The 23,986-nt window shown below is 48.7% G+C and carries 17 protein-coding genes; 16 read left to right on the top strand and 1 reads right to left on the bottom strand.

The features are described 5' to 3' along the window. The first annotated feature begins 33 nt into the window (after window positions 1–33). The 3 genes from G8764_RS05480 (at window position 34) to G8764_RS05470 (ending at window position 5,137) form a co-directional block, all read left to right on the top strand. Window positions 34–1,344, top strand: coding sequence for a nucleotide sugar dehydrogenase (locus G8764_RS05480; RefSeq protein WP_166162615.1), 1,311 nt, complete (start codon window positions 34–36; stop codon window positions 1,342–1,344). Between the two features lie 194 nt (window positions 1,345–1,538). Next, on the top strand, window positions 1,539–4,355 hold the full coding sequence (prsT, locus tag G8764_RS05475; protein ID WP_166162613.1) for an XrtA/PEP-CTERM system TPR-repeat protein PrsT: 2,817 nt from the start codon (window positions 1,539–1,541) through the stop codon (window positions 4,353–4,355). 188 nt (window positions 4,356–4,543) lie between these two features. Further along, complete coding sequence (locus G8764_RS05470) at window positions 4,544–5,137, top strand: hypothetical protein (RefSeq protein WP_166162611.1); 594 nt, start codon at window positions 4,544–4,546, stop codon at window positions 5,135–5,137. 155 nt (window positions 5,138–5,292) lie between these two features. Here G8764_RS05470 and G8764_RS05465 read toward each other — a convergent pair whose 3' ends face one another. Further along, complete coding sequence (locus G8764_RS05465) at window positions 5,293–6,165, bottom strand: ExeA family protein (protein WP_166162609.1); 873 nt, start codon at window positions 6,163–6,165, stop codon at window positions 5,293–5,295. 479 nt (window positions 6,166–6,644) lie between these two features. On the opposite strand from G8764_RS05465, the gene G8764_RS05460 reads away from it, so the two are divergent. From G8764_RS05460 to G8764_RS05400, 13 genes are all read left to right on the top strand, one after another. Then, the gene (locus G8764_RS05460; RefSeq protein ID WP_166162607.1) at window positions 6,645–7,241 is read left to right on the top strand and encodes an XrtA/PEP-CTERM system exopolysaccharide export protein; all 597 of its coding nucleotides are present in this window, start codon (window positions 6,645–6,647) and stop codon (window positions 7,239–7,241) included. 63 nt (window positions 7,242–7,304) lie between these two features. Then, the gene (locus G8764_RS05455) at window positions 7,305–8,846 is read left to right on the top strand and encodes an XrtA system polysaccharide chain length determinant (RefSeq protein WP_166162605.1); all 1,542 of its coding nucleotides are present in this window, start codon (window positions 7,305–7,307) and stop codon (window positions 8,844–8,846) included. Between the two features lie 4 nt (window positions 8,847–8,850). After that, complete coding sequence (locus tag G8764_RS05450) at window positions 8,851–9,888, top strand: XrtA-associated tyrosine autokinase (protein ID WP_207951671.1); 1,038 nt, start codon at window positions 8,851–8,853, stop codon at window positions 9,886–9,888. Window positions 9,889–9,892: 4 nt separating this feature from the next. Further along, window positions 9,893–11,389 (top strand): TIGR03016 family PEP-CTERM system-associated outer membrane protein, encoded by a 1,497-nt coding sequence (locus G8764_RS05445; protein WP_166162603.1) that lies wholly within the window; start codon window positions 9,893–9,895, stop codon window positions 11,387–11,389. 18 nt (window positions 11,390–11,407) lie between these two features. Further along, window positions 11,408–12,565 carry a non-hydrolyzing UDP-N-acetylglucosamine 2-epimerase gene (wecB, locus tag G8764_RS05440; protein WP_341806302.1) on the top strand — a complete coding sequence of 386 codons (1,158 nt, stop codon included), beginning with the start codon at window positions 11,408–11,410 and terminating at the stop codon, window positions 12,563–12,565. Then, window positions 12,550–13,506 (top strand): XrtA system polysaccharide deacetylase, encoded by a 957-nt coding sequence (locus G8764_RS05435; RefSeq protein WP_341806301.1) that lies wholly within the window; start codon window positions 12,550–12,552, stop codon window positions 13,504–13,506. The genes wecB and G8764_RS05435 overlap by 16 nt, the downstream gene beginning before the upstream one ends. After that, window positions 13,484–15,034: an exosortase A gene (xrtA, locus tag G8764_RS05430; RefSeq protein WP_166162598.1), complete on the top strand. Its 1,551-nt coding sequence runs from the start codon at window positions 13,484–13,486 to the stop codon at window positions 15,032–15,034. Before G8764_RS05435 ends, xrtA begins: the two co-directional genes overlap by 23 nt. After that, window positions 15,034–16,392, top strand: coding sequence for an O-antigen ligase family protein (locus G8764_RS05425; protein WP_166162596.1), 1,359 nt, complete (start codon window positions 15,034–15,036; stop codon window positions 16,390–16,392). The genes xrtA and G8764_RS05425 overlap by 1 nt, the downstream gene beginning before the upstream one ends. Window positions 16,393–16,402: 10 nt before the next feature. Next, window positions 16,403–17,875, top strand: a complete 1,473-nt coding sequence (locus tag G8764_RS05420; RefSeq protein ID WP_166162594.1) for an oligosaccharide flippase family protein — start codon at window positions 16,403–16,405, stop codon at window positions 17,873–17,875. A 122-nt stretch (window positions 17,876–17,997) separates the two neighbouring features. Then, window positions 17,998–19,599 carry a phosphotransferase gene (locus G8764_RS22890; RefSeq protein ID WP_166162592.1) on the top strand — a complete coding sequence of 534 codons (1,602 nt, stop codon included), beginning with the start codon at window positions 17,998–18,000 and terminating at the stop codon, window positions 19,597–19,599. 91 nt (window positions 19,600–19,690) lie between these two features. Then, complete coding sequence (locus G8764_RS05410; protein ID WP_166162590.1) at window positions 19,691–20,878, top strand: glycosyltransferase; 1,188 nt, start codon at window positions 19,691–19,693, stop codon at window positions 20,876–20,878. Between the two features lie 25 nt (window positions 20,879–20,903). Continuing rightward, the gene (locus tag G8764_RS05405) at window positions 20,904–21,815 is read left to right on the top strand and encodes a glycosyltransferase family 2 protein (protein WP_166162587.1); all 912 of its coding nucleotides are present in this window, start codon (window positions 20,904–20,906) and stop codon (window positions 21,813–21,815) included. 50 nt (window positions 21,816–21,865) lie between these two features. Next, window positions 21,866–23,908: an acyltransferase family protein gene (locus G8764_RS05400; RefSeq protein ID WP_166162585.1), complete on the top strand. Its 2,043-nt coding sequence runs from the start codon at window positions 21,866–21,868 to the stop codon at window positions 23,906–23,908. Window positions 23,909–23,986 lie beyond the last annotated feature (78 nt).

Here is a 23,986-nt window from a genome sequence, read left to right as displayed (position 1 = left end):
ATTATCGGAATATCGCGGAGATCACGTATCAGTATGGAAAGACTGGCTATTGTAGGGTTGGGGTATGTAGGGTTGCCATTGGCGGTTGCGTTTGGCCAGCAAATAGACACCATAGGTTTCGATCTCAATGAAAGGAAGCTGGAGCATTATCGCAATGGTCGCGATCCCAGCGGTGAGGTGAATGCAGAGCAACTGGCGGCTGCCACCAAGCTGCAGTTTACCAGTGATGCCGCCGAGCTGGCCCAGGCCGATGTCATTGTAGTGGTAGTGCCAACGCCCATTGATCATGCTCGACAGCCAGACCTCAGCCCGCTGCAGGGCGCTTGTAAAACCGTTGGTAAATACATGAAGCCGGGTTGTACCGTGGTGTTTGAGTCGACAGTCTACCCGGGCTGCACCGAAGAAGTGTGCGTTCCTATATTGGAGCAGTGTTCTGGCATGCAATGGGCTGGCCGAACAGAGGCTTCGGCGACGGCTGGCGAAGGCTTTTACATCGGTTACTCGCCAGAGCGGATCAACCCGGGTGATAAGGAGCACCGCCTTGAAACCATAGTCAAGGTGGTGTCCGGCGATACACCTGAGACGCTGGAGCGGTTGGCGACAATGTACGAAATGGTGGTCAAGGCCGGTGTACACCGGGCGGCCAGTGTCAAGGTCGCGGAGGCGGCCAAGGTGATCGAAAATACCCAGCGGGACCTCAACATTGCACTGATGAATGAGTTGTCATTGATTTTCGACCGGCTGGATATCGACACTCTGGATGTTTTGGAGGCGGCCGGCACCAAGTGGAATTTCCTGCCGTTCCGCCCAGGTCTTGTTGGCGGGCACTGTATTGGTGTCGACCCCTACTACCTGACCTACAGGGCCGAGGCGGCGGGGCATCATCCACAGGTGATTTTGGCGGGGCGACATATCAATGACGATATGGGGCGCTTTATTGCCGAGAAAACGGTCAAAAGCCTGGCCAAGAAGGGCAAGAGTATCAGTGGCTCCAAAGTGGTAGTGCTCGGCTTGACGTTTAAGGAAGACTGCCCGGATCTGCGCAACTCAAGGGTAATCGATATTGTCCATGAGCTACAGGAATTCAATTGCGATGTGTTGATACACGATCCCATGGCGGAACCTGATGAGGCGTATCATGAATACGGTGTTCAGCTGGTTCCCTGGGAGAATTTACCCAAAGCGGATGCTGTTGTTCTGGCAGTACCTCATCGGCGCTATAAGTCCCTGACGGGAGCTGAGTTACACGCCATCCTGGCAGCGGATGGAATTATCATGGATGTAAAGTCCTGTCTCGATCGCAAGGAGATGGAGCAAGCTGAAATAGATATATGGCGGCTCTAAACTGGACCCCTGACCACTGGTAAGTGGTGGGGTTGGCATGCAGCCCCATCCGCTTCTGTGTATTTTTATTATTAGCTCCTAAAATCAGGGTGGTTTGCTTATTTGGGGTGGAATTGAGCGCCAAGGGAAGATGTGTTATACACATACAACAATTGCCTGCGTATAAATTCCAAGTCCAATAATGGTGACCACCGGTGATACCCCGATCCTTCCTTTCTCTTTTCTCGCTTATCTTCGCGTTTGGAATCGCCTCCACCCAGGTTGTCGCCAGAGAATCGGCGCATGATTATTATGAAAGTGCCCAGCGCTATCATAATAACGGGGACCAGGAGTCCGCCCTGATCGAATTGAAAAATGCGCTCAGTCAGGATAAACGGCATGTACCTTCCCTGCTGCTATCGGGCGATATCTATCTATTGCAGGGCAACTCTCCGGCTGCGGAATATGCTTATGGAGAAGCCCTGCAACAGGGGGCGGATGTGGCTTATACAGTCCCCAGAATTGCCGAAGCCTACTTACTACAAAATAAATACGAAAAATTGCTCGAATCGTTAAATGTAGACCAGCTGAGTGGCAGCGGAAAAGCAGAGCTGCTGGGCTATCGGGCACTAGCCCAGCAGGGGATTAAAGACAACCTGGGCAGTGAGCTGTCCATCGCTCAGGCACTGTCAATTGACCCTCAATCCCGAGTGCCTAATATTGCCAAAGCGCAACTCCTGCTGGAGAAAAAACGCCCTGATGCGGCACAAACAGTGACCACGCTGTTGATCAAACGCTATCCGCGTGACGCTCGCTCCTGGAATATCCGCGGCGCAGTGCTCAATGCCCTTGGGTTCAGTGAGGAAGCTATTGCAGCTTACAGTGAGGCCGTAAAACACAATCCCAACCTTATCAGCGCGCGTCTGGCGCGTGCCGCGTTGTTGGCTGCAGCAGGCCGTCGAGATCAAGCAGTCATAGATGTCGATTATGTGCGCACCCAGTTCCCGGGCGATCCCGGGGGCGCCTATTTGAAAGCTCAGTTTCTGGAGTATGAGGGAGAGACAGCCGCGGCACTGGAGCAGTATGGCATTTGTCTCGAAATCCTGTCGCTCGCCCCGCCTGAGTATTTTACCCGGCACGCCATGCCAACCATCATGGGGGCGATCTCCGCCATCAAGACCGGGGAGCCACAGCGGGCCAGAACTTACCTGGAGGCCTATCACAAGCACGACAGCTCTAATGTTCAGTCGGGAGCAATGCTCGCGGGTTTGCTGCTTGAAGATGGCGAGGCTACCGCCGCTCTAAACGTGCTAAAGCCGCTGCTCTCGCAGGCTCCGGATAACCCTGAGTTACTGGATCTTAACGCCAGGGTGCTAAATAAACTGGGGTGGTATAAGCAGGCTGTCTCAGAGCTGCAAACATTATTGAAATCCGATCAGGGTAACCTGGATGTCGAAGCGAGAATTGCTCGAAACCGGATCATGGCAGGGGAGGTGGACCAGGGCATCGCCGATATGGAAAGGGTGTTGTCGCGCGATGATACTCGGGTTGAGGATACATTTTTTCTGATAACAACCTACCTCAAAAAAGGTAACTATGCCCGGGCAATAACCCTGTCCGAGAAGTTGATAGAGCTCGCTCCAGGTCAACCGGAATTTCTGAATGTTCTCGGGCGCAGCTATATGTATAACGGGAACCTGGAGCGCGCCCATAAGATAATCCGGGGTGCGGCAAACGAACATCCCGACTTCCTTCCTGTGTTGATCAGTCTAGCCGAGATTGAGACCGCACAAGGAAACCTTCAGCAGGCGCGCGATCGTCTTCGCTCGCTGGCTAATGCCTACCCTGAAAGTGGCGAGGTTATGTTGCAGGGAGCACGGGTGGAGCGCCTGCTGAAGAACCCCGAATCAGCCCGGAAATTGGCCGAAAATGCTGTGTCGAGCAATAGAAACTGGGTAGAGCCACGCAAGTTTCTTGTCTATTTACTGTTGGAAATGAACGAGCGTGCTGAGGCAGAAAGATTTGCCAGAGAAAGTGCATCGATAATCCCGGACAGTGAGGAGCTGAAGTTTCAGTTGGCGCAGGTGCTGGTAGCGGTAGGAAAGCCCGATCAGGCGCGTAACATTTATAAGTTAATGTCGAGAGGTGCCGATACTGATCACGAATTACTGTATCGCATTGCCCAGCGTCAAACTCAGTTAGGTGTATTTTCTGACGCTAGCAACTCCCTGTTTCGCGCAGTCAGAATCAAGCCTGACTCCTTAGAGTATCATCAAGCTTTTATCCAGACTGAGCTCAACCAGGAGAACTACCAGCAGGCCTTGGAGTTGGCAATCAAATTGGGACAAGATTTCCCTGAGAGTTCCGCCCCCTATGTTTTGCGTGCGGCAGCCTATTCCGGCCTTGGCCAGAAGCGAGACGCGGCGACGCAAATGGAAGGAGCAAGACAAATTAAACCCGATGATCGCGATCTTTTGCTTGGGCATTACCGAGCGCTGGAATCGCTGGGAGAGCTCGATCAAGCGGAAAAGGTGCTCGCCGATTGGCTGGAAAAATCGCCCCAAGACCAGGCGGTGAAGCTCGCCTATACGGACTTGATGATTGCCAGGAAGCGTTGGCCTGAAGCGGAAAAACTACTGGGAATCATGATTGAAAAGCAGCCGGACAACCCTTTTCTGCTGAACAACTTGGCTTTTGTCTTGCACGAAATGGGCCGGCCCGAGGCAGTTGATATTGCCCGTAAAGCCCAGAGGCTCGCTCCAACTGTGCCGCATATCAACGATACCCTGGGCTGGATTCTGGTTGGCAATGCGCAAGCTGAAGAGAGCCTTCTGTATCTGCGTGAGGCCGTTGCCCGACAATCTGATTCTCCCGTTTTAAGGTACCATCTTGCGGTTGCCTTACATCACCTGGGGCGAAACTCCGAGGCAGTGAAGCACCTTACTCTAGCTTTGCGTGAAGATGGCGAATTTGAGGGGCGCCAGGCGGCGGGCAGGCTGCTGGATGAAATCAAGTCCGCAGGCTCACTCTAGTGTTGTTTTACAGTTGGTACGGGGAACCCTCGCGGGCTTTCTTATTTTAGTCGTCAAAATGTGCTGATGTGTCAGGAAATTTTACGCCGCACATGTCGGAAATCCCTAAGTCCTTGTTTGTTAAATATAAATATTTTCGGCACGCTTATTGCCTTTTAAGTTGTAGGTGCTTTAAGGCGTAAAAAATTATGAAAAAGGTGCTAATAACAACATTCTTCTTTTGGCTAAGTGCTGTGGTTCAGGCTGCTCCTGTTGCATTAACGTCCTCCATCCAGTGCAGTGCCGGTAATCAGCAAAATGGTATAGCTATTGGCGATGTCACCGGGAACCTGGGAGGTGCCACGGATTGCTGGGGTACCTACGATGGAAATGACCCCGGCCCTTCAGGGGATGGCTTCTCCATTGGCACTGATACCTATGCTTTTTTAGCAAAACAGGACACGCCCGGTGGCTTGTCAGGGACTAATATTGGTCTGGTGGTTTCGCCTTCGGGGGGTGCTCCGTCAGGAACCTGGGAGTTTGATCCGACCAAATTTAGCGGCCAGAATTTCCTTATTGTACTTAAAGCTGCGAGCAAACCAGGATACGCGGTGTGGTTGTTCTCCGGTGCTGATGCCGCTTCGTACAGCGGGACCTGGCTTGTAGCTTGGGGAAAAAACCTCTCGCACTTATCGATATACCACAGCGGCCCCACATTTGGTAATGAGGTGCCTGTACTGCCAACTTTGTGGCTGCTAGGAGTGGGGCTGGTGGCTGTGCTAATAAGCAGGCGTAAACGCTAGTTTCAGGCCGTTACGCAGTCAGTTGACAAAACGCGCCAAGTGGCGCGTTTTGTGTTTTGGTTGGTGCCTGAGTTGGTAATGCAGGGTATCCAGTCGTCCCCTCGCAAAGGAAGCGATCAAGCGATAGGCATTGGGCTGTGTGTTCTATATGGAGATTAGATGCTGCGCAGTTTACTAGGGTTAGTGGCGTCGTGACCCCCGCCGTAGGGGGTTAGTAATTGCTCCTGAAGCAGGCTGTTGACCACCAGTTTGGCGTCTTCAATACCTATCTGATGAGATTCTTCCACCATTCCATGCAAAAGCAGGCGGCTGCATATCAGGTTGATCAATCTGGGTATGCCGCGGCTGTGCTGGTGAATCAAGGGGAAGATGTCATTGCTCAATTTTGGGTCGTCGTTCCAGCCTACCCGGGTCAATCGATATTTCACATACTCCTCGGTCGCATCCGGGCTTAGGGGCTCGAGGTGGCAGGTGGCAACAATGCGCTGATGCAGCTGCTCCAGGGATGAAGAGAGAATGGTTTGGCGCAGCTCAGTTTGGCCAATCAGGAATATTTGCAACAGGGGCTGGTTGTTGTGTTGCAAGTTGGTGAGCAAGCGCAACTCTTCCAGGGCTTCGGCAGGCAGGTCCTGGGCTTCATCGATAATCAGTAGTGAGCGGCGGCCTTCACGGTTCAACTTGAGGAGGAAATTCTTTAAGTTGTGTAAAATCAATGACTTGTATTCAGTGGCGCCATCGAGGTTGAAGTTGAGGGCGATTAGCCGGATTAGGTCGTCGCCTTTGACCTGGGTGCAGGAAAGGCTGGTGAACATAACTTTGCCGCCATCGAACTCGGAGGTCAGGTCGCTGATAAGCGTCGATTTGCCGGTGCCCGGGTGGCCGGTCACCATGACAAAGCCCTCGCCCCGGTAAAGCGCATATTGCATATAGGCCTTGGCGTGTTTGTAGCTCGGGTGGGCAAAACACAGTCTCGAGTCAGGCGTCAGCCTGAAGGGTTCTTCCCGAAGTCCATAAAATTCTTCGTACATTGCAAATATCCATTAAATTTTTAAGGAAGAAAGCAGTAACTGGAAGTATACTTGTAGAATTAGGCGCCAACAACGAGACTTTACGCTATTGTTGTACTGGTCGACCACCGCTCTAATAAGAACTCCAAATATAGTATAGGCCTGTTGTCCATCTAAGGCCCAAATTAGAGCGGAAGTGTAGCAAAATTAACCGGCGGCTATTTGGTTTTTTTGTATTGCTATTTTGTTGTCCGTTTGGTCTCATAGCGCGCAGGAAAGGGAATTTATGTCTGTAATGGATAAAAATATAAGTTTTTATATCTTTTTGTTCTGCTGCGGTGTAGTCAGTACCCGCGGTCATATTCCCGTCTATAATATTCAAGATTCGTGACCTGCAGATTCATGACGGGCAGTTTCGTGTAATGAAATATCCTGCAGCGAAGAGATTGGGAGGTCGGTTCGTGATAACAAACACTGGGAAAAAGAGGGCTGGGAATAAAATGAAAGTAGCGTTTCGGTTAGTTGTAGGCATGTGTTTGTTAGCTTTGGTGGGGTGTGCCGGTAATAACTACCCACCACCGGGAACGGTCCAGGAATATGATTATATTGTCGGGCCGGGCGATAATCTCGAGATATTCGTCTGGGGTAACCCGGAATTGTCGACTTCGGCTACCGTGCGTCCGGATGGTAAATTTACCACTCGCCTGGTAGAAGACCTTAGGGCCAGTGGCATGACGTCCACAGAGTTGGCCAGGGAAATTGAGCGCGCTTATGGCCGCTACGTGAAAAACCCGGTGGTGAGCGTCATTGTAAAAGGCTTTGTCGGCGTCCCGACTCAGCAAGTTCGCGTCGTCGGTGAAGCGGCCCAGCCAACCAATGTCCCCTTCCGCAAGCATATGACAGTGCTGGACTTGATGATTGCCGTGGGTGGACTAAATGAATTTGCTAATGGCAACAAATCAGTACTGGTACGATATACGGACGGCGAGCAAAAGGTCTACAACCTGCGCCTGGAGGATTTGCTCGAGGGCGATATAGCTGCAAACACGCCTTTGATGCCTGGCGATATTGTTATTATTCCCGAAGCCTGGTTTTAATCGCGGCAAGCGATTGAATTTCTCAATGACTCCAGTATTTGCCAAGGGTAGTGTTCGCAAATCATGTATGACTTAGTAGCTCAAATATACGGATACGTCCTGGGCGTCTGGCGTTTCCGCTGGCCCGGATTGGCTTTGGCCTGGATTTTAGCCATCGCAGGCTGGGCATATGTCTGGACTATCCCCGAAGCCTATAAGGCAACTGCGCGCTTGCACGTGGATAGCAGCAGTGTGCTGAGGCCGTTGTTGCGCGGCCTTGCCATTCAGCCGGACGTCAGTCAGCGAGTGGCGATGATGAGCCGAACTTTTCTCAGCCGCCCCAACCTTGAAAAGCTGATTCGGATGTCAGACCTGGATTTGACCGTCAAGACCGAGCTTGAGCAAGAGCGGTTGCTGGACAAGGTTAAACGCTCTATACGTCTGGCGGGGGAGCGCAACAACCCGTCGTTATACTCCGTTTCATTCCAACATGAGAATCGCGATACCGCCAAACGCGTGGTGCAGTCCCTGATCACCGTGTTTATCGAGAGCACGCTGGGGGATAGCCGCAAGGATAGCACGGGTGCGCAGGCGTTTATTAATCAACAGATTGCCGAATACGAATTGCGCATGTCCGAGGCGGAAGCAAGGCTGGCGGATTTTAAACAGCGCAATGTGGGATTGTTGCCAGGGGAGACCGGTGGTTATTACAATCGTTTGGCGAGTGCCCAGGGGCAGCTCGAGCAGGCCAAGTTGGAGCTCAGTGAGCTTGAGAATCGTCGCGAGGCGCTGACCAAACAGCTGAAAGGTGAAGAGCCGGGTGCTTTCTCAGGCACGTTCAGTAATTCGACTTCTCTGTCGCCCATTGATCGACGTATCCAGATGCTGCAGGAACAGCTAGATCGGTTGTCGATCAATTACACCGAACTTCACCCCGAGGTGGTGCAGATCAAACAAAAGATAGCGGCGCTGGAGGCAGAGAAGCAGGCAGCCTATGACGCACTGAAAGGCGACGATTCGTCGGCAGCCTATGCCAGCCTGGGAGCCAGCCCGGTGTACCAGAGTATGCGCACTATGCTGGCGGAAACCGACGCGAAAGCGGCGGAACTAAAAGTGCGGGTCGCGGAATACCAGAGTCGGGTTAAAGCTCTGGAAGACACGGTGGATAATATTCCTGAGATCGAAGTAGAGTTGCAACAACTGGATCGGGACTACGGTGTTATCCGCGCGCAGCACAGTGCTCTGTTGCAGCGGCGCGAATCCGCGCTACTGTCAGAAAAGGTGGAAAAAAACGCGGATGATGTCAAATTCCGAGTAATTGATCCGCCCTTTGTACCGCTGAAGCCAACAGAGCCGAACAAGCTTTTATTGAACACCTTGGTGCTGGCGGCGGCGCTGGGTGCTGGCGTGGCGTTGGCCTTCCTGCTTTCACTGTTTAAGCCGGTGTTTATGGACCCCCGTACTCTCGGTCAGAGTCTGGGGTTGCCAGTGCTGGGGATAGTTTCAATGATTCCCACTCCGGAAGCAGCACGCGCCTCGCTTCGCAGGGCGATCGTGTTTGCGTCAATGACCGTTTGTCTTCTAGTGGTGTTCGCCGGGGTCAATATTGGCTGGAGCGTACTTTAAACACATGAACGGTAGTGGAATGATGGATAAGAACGGCACCAGTATTATTGAAAAGGCGATGGGTAAGGTCGAGGGGAAGTTGAAATCCCCCTTGATGGCGCCGCCTGAAACACCACAAGTTTCGGTGCCCCTGAACACAGGTGTGCCGGTTGATGCGAATAACTCCGTAGAAGCAGACCGGGATTCTGTGATCTACAAGGCGCCGGTAGAGAATATTATCGGTAAAACCGGTCGCATCACCCATACGGTACCGCTGGCAGAGTTGGAGAAGTTGGGTATGGTTAGCCCTAACTTCCCGCGCAATCGCATCGCCGAAGAATACCGGACCATCAAGCGACCGTTACTTATGAATATCGAGGCTAAAGGAGCCTCGGCTGTGAAAAATGCCAACCTGATTATGGTAACCAGTTCCCTGTCGGGGGAGGGCAAAACGTTTTCAGCGGTAAACCTGGCGATCAGTATGGCAATGGAGCAGGATCGCACGGTGCTGTTAGTGGATGCCGATGTTACCAAGGCTTCTGCGGCACGCTTGCTGGGTATTCCGGATGACCGTCCGGGGCTGTCTGATGTGCTGGAAGGCTCGGTAAAAAAATTCAGTGATGTGCTGGTGCATACTAATATCCCCAAGCTGCGCGTACTGCCGGCGGGCACTCTGCATGAACATGCCACAGAGTTGTTGGCCAGTGAGAATATGAAGCTGCTGATGCGGGATATGGCGGAACGTTACCCGGATCGAGTGATTATATTCGATTCTCCACCGTTGCTGATGACCTCGGAGGCCAGTGTGCTAGCCAATCACATGGGGCAGATCATGTTTGTGGTGGCCGCCGAGGAATCAGCCCATGAGGCCGCAAAAGAAGCCTTGGGGCAATTGGGCAAGGACAAGATTGTTGGCCTGGTATTAAACAAGGCGCGTGCGAACCCGTTCCTCGGCCAGGGCTATGGTTATGGCTATAGATACGGATACGGGTACGGATACGGCTATGGAGACGGTGTACGCAAAGTTGCCAAAAAAACCGAGACTACGGCCGAACAGGATTGAGCGCTTGTCATTGAAAAGAATTTCCAAATTAATCCATCCGACGGCCTGTAGTGTCCTATTGGCTGCCGGCACTTGCCCTGCTGGGGCAGCGTGGGAGGCTACCGCTGACGTCAGTGTCGCTGAAACCTACACCGACAATCGCTGCTTGAGTGAAAGTGACGAGAAAGGAGAATGGATTACCTCGTTGACACCTCAGGCGGCTTTGCAGGGTGAGAGCGCGCGAGCCTCACTAAGCCTGCAGGCATCGGTGGAGATGAACTCCCAGAACAACAAGCGCGGCGAATGCTCCTCATCCCGATTTGGCGATGACGGAGACAATGATCGAATCAATCCACGGTTGAGCGCCAATGGCAGTCTGGAGGTGATCCGGCAGATGTTTTTTATTGATGCCAGCGCATCTGCCAGGCAAAACGCCATTGATTCATTTTCCAGCTTTAGTGACAGTAATCTCAGTGCTCGTGGCAACCGCAATACCACTTACAGTTACAGCGTATCGCCGTATTTTGTTTCTCGGATCAAAGATTTTGCCGATGTTACCCTCCGTGCAAGTTATAGCGATCAATCCAACACGGCGCGGGCGGTGGATGACAGTGCGAGAGAGTCAGCAAACCTGTCTATTCAAGGTGTTTCGGGTTCGCGTCTGAGTTGGGGCCTGAATGGTAATTACAGCCGTGAGGATTACAATGAGTCCCAATTGCTGCCGGGTGAAGAAAATGAACTTGCGTCGGCATCAGCTACCTTGGGTTATCAGATCAGCCGTAAGTGGCAGGTAAATGCGACTGCCGGTGAAGACTTTAACGAGTTTTCGACGATCAGTAATGATATAGAGGGTGGTTTCTGGGACGTTGGCGTGAACTGGACACCTAGTGCTCGCACCAGCGTGAATTTGGGCTACGGCGACCGTTTTTTCGGTGACACCCAGCGCCTCTCAATTGAACATAGGCATCGCCGCAGTCAGTTCAGTTTGAGTTACAACAAAAGCCTAACGACCAGTCGCGAGTTACGTGAGCAAGACGTGTTTATTCCATTGCTGGACGATGCAGGAAATCAGCAGACGTTGGGAGGTTTGCCCTTATTTGTGGCCTCCACTGCCACCACGCTCACCCGCAGCCCAATCCTGGAAGAGCGCCTTCAGGCTAGCTATAGTATCAAGGGGCGGCGCACTACAATGGGCTTTAATGTATCAGTCTCAGACCAGAGTCGCCTGGAAGACCTGTTGGATTCCAGGTTTATTAATTACAGAATTAACGCCGATCGCAGCCTGGCAAGTAATGTGAATTTGAATGGACTAATCAATTTTGAAGAACAACGGGCTGATAGCGGGTCTTCCTTGGGGGAAAACTCTGATACATGGCGTTATAGCTTGGGGGTGACGAAGGGGCTGGGGGTAAACACCAATCTCGCGCTCAATTTAACCCATACGAATCGCAGTTCGGCAGACGACGGTGAAACCTACAAGGAAAACCGGGTTATGGTGAGCCTTACGATGAATTTGAAATAGTGATTGAACCCTGACGCAATGGTCACCGCAAACAGACAGCCCGCTAATCCGGACATGAAAACGTTACTCTGTGTAGTGGGCGCCCGTCCCAACTTCATGAAAATAGCGCCTATCATGCGCGCGCTAAAAAATCCGATATACCGCATCAACGCCAAGTTGTTACACACCGGCCAGCACTATGATGCCGATATGAAAACCTCGTTTTTCGACCAGTTGGCGATCCCAGAGCCCGATATCGACCTTGGAGTGGGTTCCGGTTCTCATGCGGTGCAAACCGCTGACATTATGAAGCGCTTCGAGCCTATATTGGACGAATTACTTCCCGACGCCGTGCTGGTAGTCGGTGATGTCAACTCCACTATTGCCTGTGCGCTGGTGGCAGTGAAAAAAAATATCCCCGTGGTACATGTGGAGTCTGGCCTGCGCAGCAACGACCGCAGTATGCCGGAGGAGATCAACCGCATCCTCACCGACCAGCTATCCGATATTCTGTTTACCACGGAACGCTGCGCACTGACCAACCTGACCCGTGAAGGTATCAGTGCCAACAAAGTATGCTTTGTCGGTAATGTCATGATTGACACGCTGCGGCATAATTTGCCTCGTGCTGCTGCGGTGGCAACCACCCTCGGTCCATATGCCAATGAGGATCAGTTGCAGGCGGTGGCGGAAGGTTACGGTTTGATGACGTTGCACCGCCCCTCCAACGTAGATGACCCGGCAGCATTGGCCCGGCTGCTGGGTGTGTTGAGTGAAATAAGCCAGCGGCTGCCGTTAGTGTTTCCTGTGCACCCGCGAACTCGCAACAAAATCGCTGAGGCGGGGCTGGAGCAAAGCCTGAAGGACAACGGGGTTATCCTGTTGCCACCCATGGGGTACCTGGAAATGCTCGGCCTTATGCAAGACGCGAAAGTCGTGTTGACAGATTCAGGTGGTATCCAGGAGGAAACAACTGCCCTTGGTGTACCCTGTATTACCCTGCGCGAGAATACCGAGCGCCCCATTACCATTGCCGAGGGTACCAACACCCTGGCAGGCTCCGATCCGGATGCGATTCGCAAGATTTTCGAAGAGATTATGAGCTCTGGTGGCAAAGCCGGCGCTATTCCCGAATACTGGGATGGCAGAGCGGCGGAGCGCATAGCCGAGCGTTTGCAGGAGTGGCTGCACGCCTGACCCCCATGCCGGCAAATGACCTGATCAATGCCATGACAGTCGATGTGGAGGACTACTTCCAGGTCTCCGCGTTCGAGCAGAATGTCAACAAGAGTGATTGGGACAAGGTCCCCTGTCGGGTCGAACAAAACGTCGATCGAATCCTCGACCTTTTTGATCAAAACGAAACTAAAGCTACGTTTTTTACCCTCGGTTGGGTGGCGGAGCGCTACCCGGCTATGGTGCGGCGTATTGTCGATAATGGCCACGAATTGGCCAGTCATGGCTGGGAACATATTCGGGTGGTTAACCAGTCGCCAGCGGAATTTTATGAAGATATCTGCCGCACGAAAGGCCTGCTGGAAGATCTGTCCGGAGAAGAAGTAAAAGGTTACCGTGCAGCCAGCTACTCCATTGGCAGCAGCAATTTGTGGGCACTGGATGAACTGGAGAAGGCGGGTTATCTATACAGTTCCAGTATCGCACCGGTAAAGCACGATTTATACGGTATGCCAGAGGCATCCCGGTTTCCGTTCAAGGCAGCGTCGGGCAAGCTTTTGGAAGTGCCCATTACTACAGTCACCATTGGTAGCAAGAATATTAATTGTGCCGGTGGTGGCTGGTTTCGGTTATTTCCTTACGGCTTTACCCATTGGGCCATGTCCCGTGTCAACAAGCGGGAGCAGCAGCCCTGCATTTTCTATTTTCACCCCTGGGAAATCGATCCCGAACAGCCTCGGGTAGAAGGTGCCAGTGCCAGAGCCAAATTTCGTCATTACCTGAATCTCAGTAAAACAGAGAGTCGCCTCAAGCGATTGTTGAACGATTTTAGCTGGGGCCGTATGGACGATATATTTCTGGATAGTGGCCCCAGTGGGATTGGCAGCGCTGAAGTTGACGCAAGCCACGCGCTGAAAACCAGGGGTAGCAGGGTGGGGAATGGTATCTCTGAGTTGGACTAGACTGAAGCTCGGGGGCGGGTTAGTTGTATTCCTGTGGCTGGCGGCTATTGCCCTGCTATGGGATACGTACCTTGGAATCATCGACCTTTGGTCACGATCTGATACTTATACCCATGGGTATATCGTGCTGCCGACCACTATCTATCTGGTTTGGCGTGCTCGAGCTCGTTGGTTAAAGGTCGCGGTCAAGCCGCAGCCGCTAGCATTACTATTTGTTGCAGGCTGCCTCGGAGCTTGGTTGCTTGGCGCAGTTGCCGGGGTGCAGGCGCTGGAGCACCTGGCCGCAATATGTCTGTTGCCTCTTTTGGTATGGAGCGTGATGGGCAATGCCTTTACTCAGGTGATTCTGTTTCCTCTCTGTTTCCTGGTATTTGCGGCGCCTATCGGCGACTTCCTGATTGACCCAATGATGGCGTTCACCGCCGACTTCACCGTGGCGACAATTCGCAGTCTTGGTATTCCTGTGTATAGGGAGGGCTTGTATTTTTCCCTGCCATCCGGTGACTGGTCGGTAGTGAAAGCCTGTAGCGGTATTAGATACATTATCGCTTCCTTGACCCTGGGCGCGTTGTATTCCTACCTAACCTATACAAGGTATTGGAAACGAGCAGTATTTATTCTTTTTGCGGCATTGATGCCGGTACTGGCGAACGGGCTCCGAGCTGTCATTATAGTCCTGATCGGCCATTTCAGTAATATGGAGCTGGCGACGGGTGCCGATCACCTGGTCTATGGCTGGGTTTTCTTTGGAATAGTGATTTTTGCGATGTTCTGGATTGGTAATTTCTTTGCCGATGCGCCGGAAAACTCAGAGGCTGGAAGTCCGCAAGCTAAGGTTGGACCCCCAGTACGCACGCAGGTTACATGGGCCTTTGCTGCACTTGCAGTGATTATCGGCTTTCGTGGCTGGCAAGAGGGTGTACAGGTTGAGCCAGGGCAAACGGAATTTTCCAGGCTGGTACTACCACAGCAGGTTGATCAGTGGCAGCTCGGCTTGCCGTTGCTCGAACAATGGCAGCCCAGGTACTTCAATCCGGCACAGACACTGCATGGTGCTTATCGACTCGGCACAGATCAAGTCGGTCTTTATTGCGCCTATTTTCCCTATCAAAATGAAAACTCCGAACTCACCAGTTCGGTGAACAACCTGGCGGGAGTGGATCGCCAATGGCGAGTTATGAGTATATCGACGCGACCAATAAACGGGTTTGATGTTATTGAAACTGTTTTAAGAGGCAGAGATTCTGAGTGGCTGATGTGGAGCTGGTATCAAGGCGCCCATGGAGCGACATCAAGCAGGGTTAACGCCAAGCTGCATGAAGTCTGGGGGATATTGACCGGGCGGGGATCGGCTGGTGCAGGGTTTGTGGTCTATCATAAAGTAGATCCAGACAGGCAGGCAGCGGCAAAGGTATTGGCAAAATTTATGGAAAGCCTGGCGCCACAAGTTGCGCAGCAACCGGCAGGGCAATTGTTCGAGCGCGACGGAATTGAGCGCGTGGGAATAAATAGTGAGGTAGACCGCTAATGCCGCCTCTTTCTGCACTTGCCTTCTTTTTAATGTTCTTTGCCGGCACCGTGATGGCTTTTGCGAGAGGCCCAATATGGGGGCTTTTTGTTTATGTCGGGGTGTTCTATGTACATCCCCCATCACGTTGGTGGGGGGATGAAATTCCTGACTTGCGCTGGTCATTCTCTGCGGCAATTATTTTGCTTTTGAGCACAGCAATTCACTATAAAAAAATCGCTCTAAAAGAACCTTGGTACCAAAACACCCCTGCCAAACTCTTAATTGCGTATGCAGTATGGATGTGGATCCAATGTTTGTGGGCAGTTCATATTGATGACCACCTGGATGGTACTATTTTGTTTACAAAATATATTGTGCTGTTCTTTTTGGTCTATCTCATTATCGATACCAAGGAAAAACTGCAGCTCTTTGCACTGGCTCATGTGCTGGGCTGTGGCTATCTTGGTTGGCAAGCCTACGAAGCAGGTGGCGGTAAACTGGATGGTGTTGGAGGCCCGGGCATTGATGAGGCCAACCGCCTGGGGACACATTTGGGGACTGGAGTGATGTATGCCGCTATGTTTATCCTGGTTGCTGAGCAGCGTATTAAGCTTGTCACTTTTGCTGTTATGCCCCTGATTCTCAACGGCATTATCCTTACCCTGAGTCGTGGTGCTTTCCTTGGGATGGTGGCTGGCGGTATATCTCTTTGGCGCTTGCAGCCTAAATCCAAGGCCAGAATGTTTAAAATCTACGGCGCTTTGGGAGTTGTACTCTTTATGCTGCTGGCGCATGATCAATTCTGGGCACGCCTGGGTACCTTGACAGCCGATGACGAGGAGCGTGATAGCAGTGCCAGTTCGCGCCTGATTTTTATGGAAGCAGAGTGGGAGTTGTTCAAAGATTACCCAATGGGCAAAGGCCATAGGGCATTCCAGCATCTAAGCCCTATTTATCTGGCTCCCGCGGTGGCTGCCAACCCCAGTATGAATTCTATCAAGGGCAATCGTTCGTCGCATAACATGTATATGGCGATACTGGGGGAGCAAGGTATTCCCGGTGCTATCATCTGGCTTGGGTTGATGTTCTGGGTGTGGCGCACCCTGGTTCGCTTGAAAGCTCTTGATAAACAGGGGTTGCCGGAAGAGTTTGCCATGTACAGGGCGGCTTTTGGCGGGGCCTTGATAGTTGTCGCAGTTGCCGGTTTATTTTCAAATTACTTCAGGGCCGAAGTGCAGGTATGGGCCCTGGTTTCCTTGCTCATACTTGAGCGTTTAGCGATCCAGCAACTTAACGAGAGAAAAATTACACAAAGTGATCCTGTTGAGCAGCGACCCGAAGCTATAGGGCGGTTTTATCGCCCCTCAAACTCCTAAAGGAATCTCTGTGCCATCTGATAGCTACATTGTAAAGCGCGCACTATTTATCTCGTTTGTCGAGCGTTATGCCAACACTTGCCTGCAGTTTGTCTCAATTATGGTGTTGGCGCGTCTGCTTACGCCAGAAGATATAGGTATTTATACCGTCGGTCTGGCGATTATTGGCATTGCCCATATGGTTCGAGATTTTGGTATTGGTAAGTACCTAGTCCAGGAGAAAGAGCTTACCAAAGAAAAAGTATCTGCTGCTTTGGGTTTAACAATCTGTTTTGCCTGGACCTTAGGGTTGATTGTCTGTGTGTTAGCACCCTATGCGGCTGACTTTTACAAAGAAGAATCTATAAAAGAAGTCATATATGTTGTCGCATTAAATTTCCTTATTATTCCCTTTGGGGCCATGGCGCCTGCACTATTAAAGCGAAGCATGAGTTTCGGCACCATCCTAAAAATAAATCTAGCTTCAACGTTTGTGAGTGTCGTAGTAGGGATTTCACTTGCATACAGTGGCCATGGCTATATGAGCATGGCTTGGGCCAGTGTCGCCAATGTTGCAGCTAGCGCTATTATGGCGCAGTGCTATCTGCCAGCAAAGTATCGGGTTTGGCCCTCGCTCAGAAACTCAAAAAAAATATTGGGTTTTGGAAGCCATGTGGTTGGTGCGAATCTCGCTAATGAACTCAACTCCAGCGCGTTAGACTTAATGGTGGGCAAGGTTCTCGGTTTTGCTACTCTGGGCTTTCTGAGTCGCGGACAAGGTTTTGTAAAAATTTACGATAATGTTATTCAGAAAGCGACGGCTCCAGTAATTTCGGCTCATTTGGCAATGAAACATAGAACAGGTAAAGAGCTGGAAAAATCCTATTTTTACACGGTTGGTTACGTCACCTTGGTGGGTTGGTTTTCGCTGGGCTTTATGGGGTTGATGAGCGCAAATCTTATCAATCTTCTATATGGAGACCAATGGGACGCAGCTGTTCCAATCGCATCTTTTCTTTGTCTATTGGCTTGTATTGGTATTCCGAACTCCCTTGCCAGAAATTTATTAATGGCAACAGGTAATGTGAAAATCAATTTTAGGTTAACGCTTACATTTGTTGTTTTGCGAATCGTTCTAATTGCTCTGTTTGTTCACCAAGGACTTGACGTACTACTGTCCAGCTTTTTAGTTCTAATATGTATAAACTTAGTAGTAACCAATTTTATCGTTTTTCATAAGTACGAATTTCAGTGCTTGCAGTTCGTTCAAATAATCATGAAGAACCTGGCTATAAATGGTTTGTCACTTCTAGTGCCAGCTTATTTTTGGGTTACTCCTAATAGCGAAAATACACGCTTGTTTAGCGAAGTTCTTATGGCTGGATCGGCTTCGTGCCTAAGTTGGATAGTCTTGATTTATTTGGTAAAACACCCGGTTCGTCACGAAATTAATAATTTGCTAAGTCATATAGCAAAGCGCTGCCAGAGTCCCTCGTTACCATGATCCCTTTTCCTAGCCAAATCCGCAAATTGGCCGAGGCATCCACATCGAAGGATGTAAATAAAATTATTCGTCGAAGTGGGTCTGCGCGAACAGCTGCCTGGCCGTTACTGATACATCCGGCAGTGGAAAGCAAAGCTCTGCTAATTGTAAAAAAGCCAAGTGCCTCGGTTTTTATTTTATCTCATTTATTCTCAGAAATTCACGTGGCAGTGCCGGACTCTTCGATAACAGCAAGTCTGCAGGAGTTTTATAATAAATTTAACAAAAATATTCGAGTGTATTCTTGGGCTAAATTAGAGTGTTTAGACTATAAGGAAAATTACAACACACTTATTGTTGAAAATTCTCTGATGTCATTCGGTGTGGTACGAACACGAAAATTGTCTGAAAAAATTAAAGTAAACTGTCGTGACTTTCGGCAAGTGGTAATAATTTCAAGAAACCCGTTTGGTTTAGGAGTCCTTCGTGAAAGGTTGCGTCCAAAATTAGTTCATAAGCATAAAGTATATGCAAATGATGAAGGTGCATCGTGGAAAGCTATTTATAATTTATTGAGTTCTACTGGAGCAACTTCTATTTGTCGTTACGAAATGTATCCTAACGCAACTGTGCCTAGGGAAATTCTTGGGCCTTGGAGTTCAACACCTCTTAATCGGCAAGGTTTCGTTTCCTTTGTGCTTGCCAAGCTTGGGATAATGCAGAGGTTACATAATGGTTACCTCTACTTGGGGTTAATTAACTCAGGTCTATCAAATACCTACCTGGATGAAGTGTTAGACCAAATCTCGAAGAAATGGGGGGGGAATAAATGGCCGAAAGTAGTATGGTTCAGGTGCCTGGAAACCGGCTCGGTAATTTTAGAATTATGTAATCAGTTTGACGAGCGGGCAATTCTAAAAGTTACGCTATCCGCCGGTTCTGCCGGAAGCGTTGATAAACAAAAAGCATCATTAGGTGAATTTGTAGTTAATTATCCATGGGCGTCTCATTTGGTTCCCGAACAAATAGTCCAAGGAGATTGTTTAGGTGTCGGCTATTCCTTGGTTAGCAGAATGCAAGGCTTTTCTGGTAGCGAACTCTTGCATTCAGATGAATCTGTTCAGTCTATGAGTATGGCAGTTACCGGATTTCTTAGGAAATTAAAAAGTAAACACTATAAATTGACCACAGTCGATCAAACCTATTTTGATAATCATGTCGGAAATTTATTTGCCAGGATCCAGGCTTCGCCATTAGGCCGAGACAAAATAATGCGAGAGTTAGAAACCATGCTTAAAGAAAGCCTAGTTGGGAAAATTATTCCTACTGGCTTTGCACATGGTGATCTAAATGCAAAAAATGTACTTTTCGATGAAAAAGATTATCAGTTAACAGGAGTTATAGACTGGGATAGTGTAACTTATGACGAGCTACCGCTAAGAGATCTAATTCATTTTCTAGTTAGCATCTATCGTTACAGAGATGAAATTAGCTATGGCGCCGCAATAGTTAGTCTTATTGCAGGTGAAGAAAAGTTCGAAAGTGCATTGATCCTCTCTCATGCTGCAGATATGGGAGTTCCCCGAGAGTTTATTAATTCAATGCTAACTATATGCTGGTTAAGATATTTGGCTGATACGCTTACTTTTAACCAGAATGCGATAGACGATAATAGAAAAGTGAATAAACTTTTTTGGACTGCTAGTGAGCTAGTCGACAATTTGAGAGGCGAATTACCTGCCTAGTTGTAGGCTATTGTGATGGGGAAGGCACTTATTTAGAACAATCTTTTCCTTGATCTAACGAGCTCGATTTACTTCATGGGCGTATATTTACATGAAAATTCTCTTTATCGCGCCGGAAATTCCGTGGCCTTTAAACAAGGGTACCTGCCAGCGTACCTATGCCATGCTGAAAACGTTATCTTTGCATCACCAGATTACATTTTCGGCGCCAGTAGAAGACGATTACCAAAAAAAATTATTGGGGATTTCCGAACTGATAGATTCATTTGTTCCTGTTTCGGTAGATGCGATTCAGCGTAAGTCGATCCCTAAAGCTGGCGGACGTATACGGCGATTCTGTAATTTCATTAAATCACTTATTAGGTCTGAGCCTCCATTTAATTTCCAAATGCAAAATAGCTTATGGCATGACCAGTTGTATAGCGAAATACAAAAGCATGATTTGTTTTTTTGTCGTTACAGCTATTTGCATTCAGTGTTTAAAAATGTTCCAAGTTCAAAATTACTCATTGATATCGATGATCTTCAGTATCTCGCACTTTGGCGTAAAGCAGTAAGCTGGAACGCGGGCATGGAGTCTTTTCTGATTGCTGTTGAGTCGATTCGAACCCGTTTCTACGAGCGTAAACTGGTAAACCTTTGCCGGCAAGCGTTTGTTTGCTCTGAATTAGATAAGACCAGGTTTCGTAGTGAAAATGTAACTGTTGTCCGCAATGGCGTGAGTTTGTCGGGAGCAGCTAAGTTGGATGTTGAGCCTAATCCAAATACTTTACTGTTTATCGGTGCCTTTACTTATGCCCCTAACCTTGAGGGATTAAAGTGGTTTTGCCGTGAAGTATGGCCTTTAGTTAAGCGCAGAAACTCTGAAGCCGTATTGAGAGTAGCTGGATATGGAATGGATAAAGAGCAAATGAGTTTTGCACATATTGACGGGGTTATGCTAATAGGCGAGGTAGATGATTCCTCTATAGCCATCAGACAAGCAATGTTAATGATTGTGCCACTACTCTATGGAACGGGCACTCGTGTAAAAATTGCTGAGGCGTTGGGGTATGGGAGGCCAGTAGTCTCAACTATTATTGGGGCTGAAGGTTACGATGATTTTACCGAAACGGAAGGGCTGTTTAGAGTAGCAACTAATGAACAAATGGCACAGCGAATTCTGGAGCTTCTGGCAGATTCGGGCTTTTGTTTGGAGTTGGGGAATCATGCCCGACAAACTGCTATTGAACGGCTTGATTGGATTCATACAACGAAGCCAATACTATCTTTTATGTAACTCTTATACAAAGAGGCCAAGTAACATGCTCACGGTACTGTTCGCGACTTACAACGGTTCAAAAACTCTGCAGCGGTCTCTACAGAGCTTTACGGAACTAGAGAAGCCTCGAGGTGGATACAAGCTTGTTGTTGTTGATAACGCCAGCACAGACAGTACGCCGGAAATTCTTTCTAAATTCGAAGATAAACTGCCTTTGACAGTACTTCGCACTGAGCGGCGAGGAAAGAATATAGCATTGAATCTGGGATTGGAATATGTTGATGGTGATTTGGTGGTGTTTACCGATGATGATACCCAGCCCAATAAAGACTGGTTAGTTCAACATCGTTCTTTTGCAGACCAACACCATGACGTGGCTATGTGGGGCGGAGTGATTGAGCCGATCTGGCCTAGCCCCCCCCCGTCCTGGATTCTGGATCAGGTACCTTTGGGCGCCGTATTCGCGCTGACTGATCCTGACCAGACAACTGGGCCCATTAGTCCCAATATGGTTTGGGGAGGGCATATGGCTGTCAGATCTGAAGTCTTTGCTTCTGGCCACCGTTTTGATGAAAAGATTGGGCCGGCCGCCGGGCAATATACTATGGGCAGCGAAGTTGAGTTTACTTGTCGTATTGCTGAGGCGGGATATAAAAGCTGGTATCTAAAAGAGGCTGTAGTTGGCCATATCATCCGCCCCAATCAGATTAAGCGGGGTTGGGTAGTCAAACGTGCTTACAGGTTTGGCAGGCTTGCTTATTTACGAAAGCAACAAGAGGAAGGATATAACAAAAACCTGATTAAAGGTGTACCACGCTGGAAGTATGGCGCTGTTATGTATAGCACCATTAAAAGTTTTTATTTTAGAATGATTGGAAATCAGGCTGCATGTTTCCAAGCTGACTGGGACCGTCAATATCACCTGGGTTATATATCTGCAGCATGGGATAGATAGCGTAAAAGTTTAGGCCTGAATTTTTTATGAGTGAGGATTAGATAAACTAAATGGGAGTTTCACGTTATCGCCCAGAATTAGACGGATTGAGAGCTATAGCAGTTTTGGCGGTAATAATCTTCCATGCCGGTGTTGACGATTTGGCCGGTGGGTTTATTGGGGTAGATATATTTTTTGTGATATCTGGGTATCTAATAACAACAATTATCATAGGAGCACTTGAAAAAAATTCATTCAGTTTATCGACGTTCTATATACGACGAGTAAAGAGGTTGCTTCCAGCTGCGCTAGTAATGGTGCTACTCACGGTTATATTGGGCTTCTTTTTTCTAACGCCAGACAATTACACAAAGCTATCAAACAGCGCCATCTTTTCGAATCTATTCATGGCCAATATATGGTTTATGAATAACTCCGGATATTTTGACCAGCCAACACAGATATCACCACTGGTTCACATGTGGTCATTGTCAGTCGAGGAGCAGTTTTATCTTATTTTTCCAGTGCTTTTGCTCTTTACCTATCGTTATTTTAACTTCAAAGGCACAAAGTATTTGGTTTTCCTTATCACTGGTGTATCTCTCGCACTTTGTATTCTATTAAGTCCAATAAACATTAATTTTTCCTTTTACATGCTTCCAGCTAGAGCCTGGGAACTAGGCATGGGTGCTTCTCTGGCTTTGTTGCCATTGAAACATATTGAAAACCGAATGATTGCCAATTTGCTTTCTTATCTTGGGCTTTTACTGATCACTTTCAGTTTGTTCTACCTTGACCATAACGATATTTACCCTGGTCATTTGGCTCTACTCCCCACAATTGGAACTGCACTAATAATATTTACATTGATCAATAATGACAATTTCATTAAATACATCCTGTCTTCGCGGCCTTTTCGGTTAGTGGGGAAAATTTCTTATTCGGCTTACCTATGGCATTGGCCTATAGTTGTTTATTACAGGGTATATGTAAGCCAGAGGGAATTTTTTCTTCATGAAGTCGTTTTGCTGGTACTAGCCAGTATAGGTGTTGGGTATCTCTCATGGAGATATATTGAAGAGAGATACCGTTATAAAGACTATTCATATAAAAAGGTGGTTTTGGCGTCTTCGTTTTCAACGCTGCTGCTTGTAGGCCTATCGGGAATGGTTTCAATTTCGCAAGGGTTCCCTGGCCGTATTTCACCAGCAGTTGCAGCTATTACAGATACAAACTTAATGTGGGATTTCAAGTGTACGGAACGAATTGCGATTTTAGACGGTATTAATGAAGAATATTGTGTTGTTGGGTTACCTTGGGCTGATGCAGAAAATAAAGCTTTAATTTGGGGAGACAGTCATTCATTACACTGGGCGCCTTTGCTCCATCGAGAAGCTCTGCGTAATAGGGCATCAATGGTTATTGCACCAACAAAGTGTCCACCATACCTCGATTCGAGGTATGTAAAATCAAACTATCCTAAGTTTCCGAAATTTACTGAGGATTGCACCAAGAGAAATATAGCTACTCTGCGCTGGCTGCAAAACACGGTTGATGTAAATGTTGTAATTATGGCTGCAGCATGGTCCGGACATGTGAGAATGCTCTATAGCGATGATATTCCTTTTGATAACTTAGATCGACAGAAAATTAATAACCCAACGGAAATCGGTGCTCACTTAAGTGAGTATGCGTTGAAAGCGCTGTTATCAAAGATTCAAAATAAAAAGACCTTAATATTGGGTGACGTTCCTAGGCCTAATAGGGTGCTCAACGAGTGTGCTTCAGCCTCAGAAATGAGTGCGCTGTTGCGGGGAACGTGCGAGCCTTCACGTTTTGAATACCTTGTTGCGAGTGACGTACACTCTTGGCACAAGGATAGTGACGCGGTTCTGAAATTGCTTTCTGCACAATTTAAGAATACACAGGTAATTATACCGAGTGAATTCCTTTGTGATAGCAAATACTGTAAGACCTATATAAACAAGGAGTTAATATATAAAGACAATAACCATATTAGAAGAAATCTTGAAGTGAAAACCGTAGATATGATGTCCGAGGCATTAGGGATTCGTGACGCTCTTAGAAATATCTGGGAAGTGAATTCTGGCTGAATTGGGCCGATCAGAAGCAAAGCTAAAAAGAACTTAGCTAAATTGAAATTTTAATAATAAATATTTAAGGATAAAATC

The organism is Pseudomaricurvus alcaniphilus, from assembly GCF_011440395.1.
In the GTDB taxonomy this organism is placed as follows: Bacteria; Pseudomonadota; Gammaproteobacteria; order Pseudomonadales; family Cellvibrionaceae; genus Pseudomaricurvus; species Pseudomaricurvus alcaniphilus.
Note: the sequence above shows the minus strand (reverse complement) of the source record. Positions and strands in the feature narration are given on the sequence as shown.

Bases quoted from the DNA above. Each gene is read 5' to 3' on its own strand.
- G8764_RS05410 (WP_166162590.1), top strand. From the start codon at position 19,691: ATGAAAATTCTCTTTATCGCGCCGGAAATTCCGTGGCCTTTAAACAAG.
- xrtA (WP_166162598.1), top strand. From the start codon at position 13,484: ATGGTATCTCTGAGTTGGACTAGACTGAAGCTCGGGGGCGGGTTAGTT.
- G8764_RS05425 (WP_166162596.1), top strand. From the start codon at position 15,034: ATGCCGCCTCTTTCTGCACTTGCCTTCTTTTTAATGTTCTTTGCCGGC.
- G8764_RS05455 (WP_166162605.1), top strand. From the start codon at position 7,305: ATGTATGACTTAGTAGCTCAAATATACGGATACGTCCTGGGCGTCTGG.
- G8764_RS05460 (WP_166162607.1), top strand. From the start codon at position 6,645: ATGAAAGTAGCGTTTCGGTTAGTTGTAGGCATGTGTTTGTTAGCTTTG.
- G8764_RS05400 (WP_166162585.1), top strand. From the start codon at position 21,866: ATGGGAGTTTCACGTTATCGCCCAGAATTAGACGGATTGAGAGCTATA.
- G8764_RS05450 (WP_207951671.1), top strand. From the start codon at position 8,851: ATGAACGGTAGTGGAATGATGGATAAGAACGGCACCAGTATTATTGAA.
- G8764_RS05465 (WP_166162609.1), bottom strand. From the start codon at position 6,165: ATGTACGAAGAATTTTATGGACTTCGGGAAGAACCCTTCAGGCTGACG.
- G8764_RS05405 (WP_166162587.1), top strand. From the start codon at position 20,904: ATGCTCACGGTACTGTTCGCGACTTACAACGGTTCAAAAACTCTGCAG.
- wecB (WP_341806302.1), top strand. From the start codon at position 11,408: ATGGTCACCGCAAACAGACAGCCCGCTAATCCGGACATGAAAACGTTA.
- G8764_RS05480 (WP_166162615.1), top strand. From the start codon at position 34: ATGGAAAGACTGGCTATTGTAGGGTTGGGGTATGTAGGGTTGCCATTG.
- G8764_RS05470 (WP_166162611.1), top strand. From the start codon at position 4,544: ATGAAAAAGGTGCTAATAACAACATTCTTCTTTTGGCTAAGTGCTGTG.